This is a genomic window from Streptosporangium jomthongense (genome assembly GCF_042650425.1).
GTDB lineage: Bacteria > Actinomycetota > Actinomycetes > Streptosporangiales > Streptosporangiaceae > Streptosporangium.
The window spans coordinates 21,571-30,899 of the sequence record NZ_JBHSBC010000067.1; the positions used below are offsets into that span (position 1 = coordinate 21,571).

At 70.5% G+C, this 9,329-nt stretch carries 16 protein-coding genes; 1 reads left to right on the plus strand and 15 read right to left on the minus strand.

The genetic code is table 11. From position 1 onward, the window contains the following. Positions 1 to 5: 5 nt before the first annotated feature. From ACFOYY_RS42200 to ACFOYY_RS42210, 3 genes are all read right to left on the minus strand, one after another. Positions 6 to 1,526: a terminase large subunit domain-containing protein gene (locus ACFOYY_RS42200; RefSeq protein ID WP_386197151.1), complete on the minus strand. Its 1,521-nt coding sequence runs from the start codon at positions 1,524 to 1,526 to the stop codon at positions 6 to 8. Further along, complete coding sequence (locus tag ACFOYY_RS42205; RefSeq protein ID WP_386197152.1) at positions 1,510 to 1,953, minus strand: hypothetical protein; 444 nt, start codon at positions 1,951 to 1,953, stop codon at positions 1,510 to 1,512. The genes ACFOYY_RS42200 and ACFOYY_RS42205 overlap by 17 nt, the downstream gene beginning before the upstream one ends. Before the next feature lie 381 nt (positions 1,954 to 2,334). Beyond that, entirely contained in the window at positions 2,335 to 2,664 is a 330-nt protein-coding gene (locus ACFOYY_RS42210; RefSeq protein WP_386197153.1) for an HNH endonuclease, read from the minus strand. 267 nt (positions 2,665 to 2,931) lie between these two features. On the opposite strand from ACFOYY_RS42210, the gene ACFOYY_RS42215 reads away from it, so the two are divergent. Beyond that, positions 2,932 to 3,231, plus strand: coding sequence for a hypothetical protein (locus tag ACFOYY_RS42215; protein ID WP_386197154.1), 300 nt, complete (start codon positions 2,932 to 2,934; stop codon positions 3,229 to 3,231). Positions 3,232 to 3,243: 12 nt separating this feature from the next. Here ACFOYY_RS42215 and ACFOYY_RS42220 read toward each other — a convergent pair whose 3' ends face one another. The 12 genes from ACFOYY_RS42220 to ACFOYY_RS42275 all read right to left on the minus strand — a co-directional run. Further along, positions 3,244 to 3,513, minus strand: a complete 270-nt coding sequence (locus ACFOYY_RS42220) for a hypothetical protein (RefSeq protein ID WP_386197155.1) — start codon at positions 3,511 to 3,513, stop codon at positions 3,244 to 3,246. 180 nt (positions 3,514 to 3,693) lie between these two features. Continuing rightward, on the minus strand, positions 3,694 to 3,855 hold the full coding sequence (locus ACFOYY_RS42225; RefSeq protein ID WP_386197156.1) for a hypothetical protein: 162 nt from the start codon (positions 3,853 to 3,855) through the stop codon (positions 3,694 to 3,696). A 71-nt stretch (positions 3,856 to 3,926) separates the two neighbouring features. After that, positions 3,927 to 4,538, minus strand: coding sequence for a hypothetical protein (locus ACFOYY_RS42230; protein ID WP_386197157.1), 612 nt, complete (start codon positions 4,536 to 4,538; stop codon positions 3,927 to 3,929). Next, positions 4,529 to 5,506: a hypothetical protein gene (locus tag ACFOYY_RS42235; protein WP_386197158.1), complete on the minus strand. Its 978-nt coding sequence runs from the start codon at positions 5,504 to 5,506 to the stop codon at positions 4,529 to 4,531. The genes ACFOYY_RS42230 and ACFOYY_RS42235 overlap by 10 nt, the downstream gene beginning before the upstream one ends. A 42-nt stretch (positions 5,507 to 5,548) precedes the next feature. Beyond that, on the minus strand, positions 5,549 to 5,854 hold the full coding sequence (locus ACFOYY_RS42240; protein ID WP_386197159.1) for a hypothetical protein: 306 nt from the start codon (positions 5,852 to 5,854) through the stop codon (positions 5,549 to 5,551). Between the two features lie 86 nt (positions 5,855 to 5,940). Next, positions 5,941 to 6,435, minus strand: a complete 495-nt coding sequence (locus ACFOYY_RS42245) for a hypothetical protein (protein WP_386197160.1) — start codon at positions 6,433 to 6,435, stop codon at positions 5,941 to 5,943. Next, positions 6,432 to 6,728 (minus strand): hypothetical protein, encoded by a 297-nt coding sequence (locus tag ACFOYY_RS42250; protein ID WP_386197161.1) that lies wholly within the window; start codon positions 6,726 to 6,728, stop codon positions 6,432 to 6,434. The genes ACFOYY_RS42245 and ACFOYY_RS42250 overlap by 4 nt, the downstream gene beginning before the upstream one ends. Then, the gene (locus tag ACFOYY_RS42255) at positions 6,725 to 7,333 is read right to left on the minus strand and encodes a zinc finger domain-containing protein (protein WP_386197162.1); all 609 of its coding nucleotides are present in this window, start codon (positions 7,331 to 7,333) and stop codon (positions 6,725 to 6,727) included. Before ACFOYY_RS42255 ends, ACFOYY_RS42250 begins: the two co-directional genes overlap by 4 nt. Continuing rightward, entirely contained in the window at positions 7,330 to 8,409 is a 1,080-nt protein-coding gene (locus ACFOYY_RS42260; RefSeq protein ID WP_386197163.1) for a hypothetical protein, read from the minus strand. Before ACFOYY_RS42260 ends, ACFOYY_RS42255 begins: the two co-directional genes overlap by 4 nt. Continuing rightward, positions 8,409 to 8,699 carry an HNH endonuclease gene (locus ACFOYY_RS42265; RefSeq protein ID WP_352015367.1) on the minus strand — a complete coding sequence of 97 codons (291 nt, stop codon included), beginning with the start codon at positions 8,697 to 8,699 and terminating at the stop codon, positions 8,409 to 8,411. The genes ACFOYY_RS42260 and ACFOYY_RS42265 overlap by 1 nt, the downstream gene beginning before the upstream one ends. A gap of 144 nt (positions 8,700 to 8,843) precedes the next feature. Continuing rightward, positions 8,844 to 9,059, minus strand: coding sequence for a hypothetical protein (locus tag ACFOYY_RS42270; RefSeq protein WP_386197164.1), 216 nt, complete (start codon positions 9,057 to 9,059; stop codon positions 8,844 to 8,846). Between the two features lie 48 nt (positions 9,060 to 9,107). Beyond that, on the minus strand, positions 9,108 to 9,329 hold a 222-nt coding region (locus tag ACFOYY_RS42275), incomplete at its 5' end, for a hypothetical protein (RefSeq protein ID WP_386197165.1).

Sequence of the window (9,329 nt, forward strand, 5' to 3'; positions counted from 1 at the left end):
CTCTCCTACGCCCACACCGCGAACGGCTCGATGGTCTTCTCTTCCTCAACCGGGGCACACGCCCGCCACAGCGCCATCACAGCGGCGATGGCCAGGTCGATCTTCCGAGGGCTGTTGCGGGCGTCCTTCATGATCCGGCTGCCCCGCTGATCCGTCTTGATCGTGCAGTTGTCGAAGTGCCGCGCCAGCCTGGGGTCTCCCGAGTGCGTGACCTGCCGATTCACGACCGCCTCATACATCCGCTGGGTGGCCGGCACCATGCGGGCAGGGCTCTGCGGGAACTCCACGATCGGCAAGCCCTCGTCTTCGAGGATCTGGTAGGTGCGCGACCACCGGTAGGGGTCGCAGCAGATCTCCCGCACACTCCACCGGCGGCACGCCTCCCGGATCGCGTCCTCCACGTCGGCGATCGGCACCCGCCAGTCCTGACCCGCCTCGGGCGGACGCTCCCAGCACGCCGCGACGTCGATGTGCGGCACGTCGCCCACCTCCACGACCACGAGGGCCGTGCTGTCGTTGGAGAACGATCCGTCGAACCCCAGCACGACCTCGGCGCCGTCGGGGATCGGCCGCTCATCGGCGCACGCCGCCCAGGTGCCGGTCGGCAGCCACGCCTTCGCCGTACTCACCCACTGGTTGCAGCGCTTGGTGCGGAACTCCGCCTCCGGGGTGCGCAGCACCGCCGCGGTGAAGTCCTCAGCCGCCACCAGGTCGCCGTAGCCGGGGTTGGCCTGCCGCCAGGTGTCCTGACCCCGGTGGTCGGCCGCCGCGTCACCCGGCTCCCACCACGCCATCAGGAACGACGGGTCGTCGACCTCACCCGCGGCAACCCGCTTGCCGTACTGGTACAGGCCGTAACACAGCGAGTCCGACCCGGTGGAGTCCGTCCGCACGCCCGCCGTGGTGATCCCGACCATGAGCGGCTCGACCCGGGCACCCATGGCCAGCGCCATCACGTCCCACAGCTCACGGGTGGGCTGCACGTGGACCTCGTCGAACAGGACCGTCGTCGGGTTCAGGCCCTCCTTGGTGAAGGCCTCCGCCGACAGGACCCGATACACCGACCCGGTCGCCGGGACCTCGATCGCATCCCGGTAGCACTTGCAGATATCGGCGAGCTCCGGCTCCATCTCCACCATGCGGCGCGCGGTGCCGAACACGATCCGGGCCTGCTCCTTCTCGCCCGCGCAGGAGTAGACCTCGCCGCCCTCGGGGCCCATCACCAGCCCGTACAGGGCCAGGCCCGCGCCGAGCGCGCTCTTGCCGTTCTTGCGGGCGACCCCGATGAGCGCCTGGCGGTGCCGGTATCGGCCGTCCGGCCGGCGCGCGAGCAGATGCCCCAGGACCTGCCGCTGCCAGCCCCGCAGGGCGATCGCCGACCCGGCACCGCCCGCCACGCTGTCCTTCGTCACCCGGCACAGCGCCTCGATGAAGTCGGCGCAGTGCTCACCGTCGCCTCGGCGCACGTCGGCGGCCGGGACCGGCGTCAGCCACCGAGGCGGCCACCCGTCAACGCTTCTGGGCACGCAGCGCCTCCAGCTTCGACACCCGGGTCACCTCGGCCACGCCGAGCCGGGTCCGGGAAGCCGGGTCGAACCCCAGGGCGCCGAGCGCCGCGGCCAGCTCCCGGTGGAAGGTCGCCACCATCCGGCCGTCGGCCGGCTCCCGGGTCGCCCGGTACCGGTCGCGGGCGATCGCTACGTCGTCGGCCAGGCGGCACGCTTGCTCAGCCGCCTCCGCGTCGCTCTTGGGCGAGATCCAAGTGACGCCGTCCTGCCAGATCCGCTCCCACAGCCGCCGCGCCTCCAGCCCGAAGTCCGCAGGTGGCTCGGGGATGCCGTCGGCCATCGGCAGGGCGACCACGGTCGCCACGTCCGGCGTCCGGTCGGGGCGGGCGGTCCCACGGCGGCGCTTGATCTCGTTGGGGACGGGCGGGCGACCGGCGGGTGCCATAAGTCACCCCCGGCCCGGAATCGAGAATTTCGACGATAAAAACGACAGCACGGGGCACGGGTCAGGTCGCGCTGCTCTGGCTTACGTGACCGCCCCACCCCCCTGGGGGTACTCCCTGGGTGTGTATGTCCGCTTTTGAATGGTTTAGAGAGCCGGTCGTGAACTTGCGATCGGCGCTCGGCGCAACAGACGAAGCGCTCGTGTCGAGCCATCGAGCGCGAGCGTTGGTGAGCGACCACACGTCCTGCCGTGCGGGACGGGTGGGCGGCTGGCGGGTGGGTGGAGCGGGGGCGGGACCCTGGGGTGGGGGTGGCCGCCCCTCAGGGCCGCGGCGATCCGAAGCGGTTCAGCGGACCGCAGCGGACGTTGATCCGATGAGCGTCAGCGTCCATGCTGACGCTTGCCGTAGTTGCAGCGCTGACACTCGGGTTGGTAGTTGTCCAGCTCGTTCGTTCCGCCGTCGACGCGGGCGATGATGTGGCCTGCGGTCAGCGGGTTGTCCTCGGTCGGTGGGAGTCCGCAGATCGCGCACGTTGTGGCGTCTGTGAGGACGAGCTTGGCTGCCTGCTGGTGTGACCACCCAAGGCCTCGCTCCGTGGTGGTTCCGCGTGCTGCGTCACGTGCTCGGTCCTGCTGGGTGGTGCAGGGCCCGCAGCGTGGCCCCGTCCCCCGATGTAGCCCCCGGCAGGCGAGGCACTCCCGCAGGGGCATCGCGCACCTCCTGCACCCTCGTGGCTGAGAGGTTGAGCGAGCGCGGGCCGGGCGCCTCGTGCGTCCCCGGCGATGTGGCCCCGGGTCGAGTGCCCGCCCGGTTCGATGGGGCGCCCCTGAAACCTTGGGCCCCGGTGCTTCGATGTACCGGCTGTGAGAACGCCCGCTCGATACGTCGCCCTGGTCGCCTTGGTCTTGCTCTCCGCCTGTGGCCAGCCACCGCCACCTGCTCAGCCTGCCGCCCTGACGGTGAGCGGGACAGTGACCGTGGCTGACTTCTCCGCCGTCACGACGATGGACGAGGTCAGGTGCACCACTCGCGGCGGCTACTCCGACATCCAGGAGGGCGCTCAGGTCGTGGTGACGGACGCGTCAGGGACGACGGTCGCGCTGGGTCGGCTCGCCTACGGTTCGTGGAACAGGCACACGGGGTGTGTCTTCCTCTTCAACGTTGAGGGCGTGCCGGGTGGCCACAAGTTCTACGGCGTCGAGGTCAGCCACCGCGGGCGCCTGCAGTACACCGCCGAGCAGGTCGCTCAGCCGCTCGCGCTGACGATCGGCGGGTGAGAAGGCCTTCGCCTACTGGGCCCTGATCCAGGTGAGGGCGGTGGCCACGTGGCCTTGCAGTACGGACAGGCTCGGGCATGGCCCGGTGATGTCGACCGACACGGGGATAAGCGGGTCGCCAGCCGAGTCGTAGCCGACGAACTGGAGCCAGATATGAGGGATCTCTCCGCCGGGCCGATAGGTGATGACCATCATCACTTCGTGGTCGATGACCTCGCCGGGCAGCGTCTGGTCGGCGAGGGCGGTGGTGATGAACTCGGAGACGCGGTCGGTCAGGCGCACAGGAGCTCCTTCATGGTGGTGCGGACGGGCGGCCCGCCGCAGCGTCAGGCCACCCGCCCGGTCGAGAGGCGGCCCGGTCCACAGCGCCCCTCCGTCGCCGGGGCCGGGCCGCGGGGCTCACGCAGCCACGGTTGGGGGCCTGGGTGCGGAGCCGGGCGCACTCCCGCCAGGGGCGCGCGTCTAGTGCTCGTCGAGGTCGAGCAGGGCCTGCGCGAAGGCGCGGCGTTCGTCCGGCGTGAGCCGCACCGGCCACATCGCGGGCAACAGCATGACGTCGTCCCCATCGAGGATCGGGACGATGTCGAGCGGACGCGGGAAGACGATCACAGGTGCCGTTCTCATGCGAAAGGCCCGCTCGGTGGCGGGCCTTCGTGTCGTAGCTGATCACATGGTGGCGTTCGCGCAGGTCGCTGTCAAGCGCCTGAAGACCTCACCGGGGGAAGGAGGTTCTTGTCCATCGGCACCTCAGGGAAGACGTAGCGCCAGGGCTCGTAGCCTTCCTGGACGCACTCCACAGCCACCCGCAGGGACAGCGAATGAACATCCTGTCGCCATATGTTTTCCGGGATCTTGGAATTCGGTGGCGGACTTGTCTCCTTGAGTAGCAGCTTGTGGGGATAGCCGACGATCAGAGTGAACGGTTCAACAGTCCGGCCTCCAGATTTCTGCTCCTCAAGCTTGCCCACAAACTCGTACGGTCCGCGGACATAGACGGCCAGTTCTTCCCGAGTTGGGCTCTGGATGACGGGGTTCGCCCAGGGCTCGCTGTCTTGGATCACAAGACGTTCGACTCTCACTTCTTCCACGCCATGAGGGCCAGTGAGAAGCAGTTCCATTTGCGCGCCACCACTCAGGATAGGGGTGTGCTTTATGGAGATGTCGGGTCGGTTATCACGATGCCGACGTTCCCGCTCGATCGCCGTCATTGCCTCTGCGGCCTCAACAGCCTTCTCCGCTGCTGCGGCGGACCGGCGAGCGGCCATCCATGAGAGGACCGAAACGGTAGTTCCTGCGATCAGAGCCATACCTGCGATGACAGCTGACCAATCTGCGGCATCCACGCCGACACTCTGCCACGAATTGCCCGACATGTGAGATGGCGGCATGACGGACAGGCGGGGCCGGACAGGGCGCGGGGCGGGAGCCCGTTAAGGAGGTCGTGCACGTCGCCGACCAGGTACAGCGGGCGGCCGAGGGCGTCGAAGCCGAACCGGAACAACCTCAGTCTGTGGGCGTAGCCGCGGATCATCTCGGCGGTGAGGCCGGGCTGGAAGCCCTGTAGGGCGCGGGCGATTCCGGCGGCCGTCTCCCGCTGCTGGCGGACCTGCCGCATGAGCCATTCCTCCCGGGCGGGGGCGTCGTGGGTGGCATGGCATCGGGGGCATCGGATGGCGCGGGAGCCGTGGCGGGCGTACAGGTCGGCGGTGCAGTCGTTGACGCCGCAGGGTCCGGCGTACCAGGTGGCGGCTGGCCGGTCGATGGCACGCCTGGCCTGCCGTACGGCGTCCGCCAGCTCGTCGACGGCCTCCTCGACGGCCGGGTGGGCGAGGAGCGCGCGGCGCTGCCGGATGAGCCACCGGGCGAGGGCGGGCAGCGTGTCGGCGGGGGTTCTGCTGGCGGCGATCCACACGCAGCTCGGGTGGTCGCAGGCCTGGCAGGTCGGCCCGGTTCGCTCGTCGTCGGCCAGGAGCATCCTGACCCACCCGACGAGCGCGGACCGCAGTACGTCTCTCGCCTCGCGGGCTCGCTGGTCCCACGGCAGGGGTGTGCGCCGAAGCGTCAGCCCGATCTCGGGGTCGATCTCGTCAGAGGCCTCGGCCCGGCCGCTGGAGCTTCCCAGGACGGCCTGCCGGGTGAGGGTGATGTCCAGGTGCGTGTCCAGGCTGGGCACGTCGGTGAGGTCGCGCAGGAGCCCCGCCTCACAGGCCCGGCAGATGGGGCGGTTGCCGGTCATGGTGCGGGTGCAGGCCGGGACGGGGCAGGGCAGGCTCATGGTGCTCCGTGGTGCTGGTCGGGGTCAGGTGGGGTGGGGATGTCAGGCGCGGTCGCCGTCGCGGTAGCGCACTACGAAGCCGGGCAGGCCCAGCCCGAAGTCCGGGTCCACGCTCGCCGGTCGCAGCGGGGCACGCAGCTCGGTCTCGTCCACGCTGACCGTGGGGTGGGCTTGGGAGAGTCCGGCTTGGAGGCCTGTCCAGCGGAAGGGCTCGTCGCAGTCCCGGCACCGAACCCTGATGTCGGCGGAGTAGGCCACGACGGGCCCGTCGTCGGTGGCGGTGACGCGGTTCACTTCGACGTGGGCTTCGAAGTTCTCGTGGGGGCACGGCAGGTCGGGGTTGGTCATGGTGCTCCTATCGGTGGCGTGTGAGTGCTGCGCGTGCGGCTGCTGCGCCTCGCACGGCTGTGGTGGCCTGTGAGGCTTTGTGAGGCTCAGGGGTGGTCCCGTTGTGTGTGCGGCATGGTTCCGCCCGTCTCCGTGCCTCTCGGCGCCTCCTGGGGGCCAATGCGGGGCCGCGCCAGGGTGACGATGTACGGACGTCCGCAGGGGGCGACCCGGTAGCGCCTGCCGTATTGGGCGGCGTGCCAGTGGAGCCGCTCGCAGAACGGGCAGGTGACGGCGGCGAGGCGTCGCCCGGGTTCGGCGCCGTGGATGCCGACGACGACCCGCGCGGTGACGTGGACGGTGACGAGGCACACCTCCACCAGGTCGGCTTGGGCGACGTGGACGCAGGTGACCGAGCAGCGTGGGCTGCACAGTCCACGCCCCTCCGGCTTGCCGCAGGTGAGGCAGGCCGGGTCGCACGGTTCGGCCTGGCTCTCCCGGGTCCGGCGCGGCCGAGGTGTGTGCGTGGGGCGGCGCGGCGGGCGCGCGGGCTCAGGCTCGGGCTCCCACAGTGCGGGCTGGTCGAGGACGGCGCGGGTCATGCCACTCGCCTCCGCGCGGCGATCAGCTCGGCTTCGAGCGCGGCCCGGTGCTCAGCCGCCTGCCGTTCGGAGACGGGCGGTGCGCCGCGGGTCCAGTCGGCGAGCGTGGTGAGGGCCTGGTCGTCGGGGACGAGGGCGGCCAGGACGACGGCGAGCCCGCGCAACTCGACGAGCCCGAGGCGGTTCAGCACGTCGTGGGAGGCGCGGTCGTCGCGGTCGTGGACGGCGGCGATGAGGCGGGTGGCAGGCCAGAGCATGCGGTCGGCCAGCTGGTCGAGGTCGGTGATGCTCACGACGACGCTCCAAGGAGGACGGCGCGGCGCACCCCGTTGACGTCACGCCACTCGGCGAGCCCGGCATCAACCAGGCGCCCTTCGTGGGCGGGGGCGCCGGGCAGGCGGCGCCCGGCGGCGTTGACGCAGGACTGGCCGACGGCGGCCCAGCAAGGCTGCCAGGGGCACGGGACCTGGTTGGCGGCGACGCGAAGCGGGTCGCGGTCGGCGCCGCGGGCCTGGGTGTACTCGGGGGTGGGTGGAGCGCCGGTGCCGGTCGCGATCGCCGCTCTGGGGATGTGCGCGCCGTTGGCGAGACGCTCGATGGAGGCCGCCAGCCGGGCCTTGTAGGCGTGGGCGTTGTCGGCGAGTTCGGCGGGAGGTGTGGGGACCGGGTGGCGGGCGATGCGCTCCTCCCGGATGCGCCGGACCTCGCTCACGATCTCGGCGAGCGAGGTGAAGGGGTGGAGCTTCACCAGCCGGTCGACGGCTTCGGCGGCGTCGTCGGGGGTGATGTCCTTGAGGGCGGCGGCGTACCAGGCGTCGGGGGTGCCGTCTTCGAGACGCTGCTGGGGCCAGAGGCGGCCCACATGGCGGACGAAGCGGACGGCTTCGGTGGGGGTCATGAGGCGAGTTCTCCTCTCACGGACTCGGTGCGGGCGGCCATGGCGGCTTCGGCGGCGAGGGCGCGTTCCATGGCGGCGTCGAGGATCTGGGCGTTGCGGGACTTGCCGGGCTGGGCCGGGCGGGGGTTGGCGTTCATGACCTCGTTGACCACGGCGGGCAGCGTGCTGGGGCTGAGGCCCTTGGCGGCCCAGGCGGTGATGCCGTCGCGGATCGCGTCGGCCGGGAGGCCGTCGTCGAGCAGCTGCTTGACGCGTTTGCCGAGTTGGCCGAGGAAGTCGCTGGGGGGCCGGTGGCGGCAGGTGTCGATGTATTCGGCGACGAGGGTCTGCACGGTGACGGCAGCGGCGGGGTGTTCGTCGGCGGCGCCGGGCGGGGCGGGCGCGCGGCGCGGCGGAGCCGTGCCCGCCGAAGGCGGAACGGGCTCGGGACTGGGATTGGGGTTTAGCACCGTAGTACGTACATCAACCCGTTCCCAGCGCGCGCCCGCGCGCGAGCCATCGTTTGCTACGGGTTTGCCATCGGATTCATGGCAAGTGGATGGCAAATTGCCATCGTCGGATGGCAACGAGCCATCGGTTTGCCAATCACCCCCTTCACCTGCCGGAGAAGAGGGTGCACGAGAAGGGCCAGTAGGCCCTTCGCCGCCCTGCTCGGCATGGGTTGCCATCGGTTTGCCATGGCTTTTGCCATCGGGGGATGACAAATTGCCATCCGTTTGCCTATTTCCCCAGCGTGCGGCCGCTCCTTTTTTTCCGGCCGCCGACCTCGCGGCGCTCACCTCCTTGTCGGGGAGGTATTCGGCGAAGTCGTGGATCATCCACCCGTCGTCGACCTGGTCCCAGAGCCTGACGTGAACGAGGAGGGAGGCCAGGTCCTTGCCGTCGGCGCCGGCGAAGCGGCGGGGCAGGGTGGTGGGGATGAAGCCGGGGACCTTGCCCTTCTTGCGGGTGTTGCGGTGGGCGTAGGTCAGGCACAGCGTCCACAGGCCGACCGCCGCGACCCCTTGGTCCATGTCGAGCAGGGCTAGCACTTTCTCGTGGTCGTCGAAGGCGTCGTCGACGCGGGCCCATGCCATCAGAGCTTCGCTCCCTTGCGGCTGTTGCAGGGCGAGCACAGGGCCTGAAGGTTGTTCAGGGTCGTGCTGCCGCCCTTGGAGTACGGGGTGATGTGGTCGAGTTCCAGCTGCCGAGTCACCTGGCGGGGGCGGATCTGCGCACGCTTCGGAGGGCGTTCCTCGACGGTGAAGAGGGCGAAGCTGCCGTCGTACCCCTGCGGGACGGGAGGGGCCCATCCGCATGTCCGGCACGCGAAGCCGTCGCGCCGGTAGACCTCCAGTCGGAGGCTGGCGAATCGTGCGGGCCTCATCTTCTTGCGATGCGGCCTGCGGCTGAATGCCACGTTCGGTGCTCCAGTTGATCTAGTGGGTCGTTTCGGTCCGGGGCGGGGCCTGTCTTCGGCGCGCGGCCATGCCGGAGAGAGCTCCTGGCGGTGGTGTGGGTGCCGCGGCGGTCAGAACAGGGCGGCCTGCTCCGGCTCCGGCTCCCGCTCCTCGGGCTGCCCGTACGGTTCCTCCGTGACGGGCCCGGCGGCGCGGGCCTTCTCCCGGTGCCGTGGCGCGCACGCCGTGCAGCTCAGGGCGGCGTACAGCGTTCGGCCGGGGACTCTGCCGGTGACGATCAGCACGGCGGGGCTCCTGCAGGTGGAGCAGCGCGAGATCCAGGGCATGGTGGTCTCCGCGGGGCCGGGGACTGCTGCGGGTGTACCCAGTGCGGATCACGATGTCTCCGCCCAGTGGTTCAGCTCATGCCAGGCGGCCAGCTCCCTCAGGCGGGTGATCGTCCCGGTCGGTTCGGCGGCAAGAAGGTCAGTCGGGCACCCATCGTGCGGGCACGGCAGCGTCAGTCGGCCGTCGAGCACGGTGACCGTGTAGGCACCCAGTGGGGTTGTCGTGCGGGCGACCGCGGCCGGGTTGAACCGGTAGCCGATCCCGCGCAC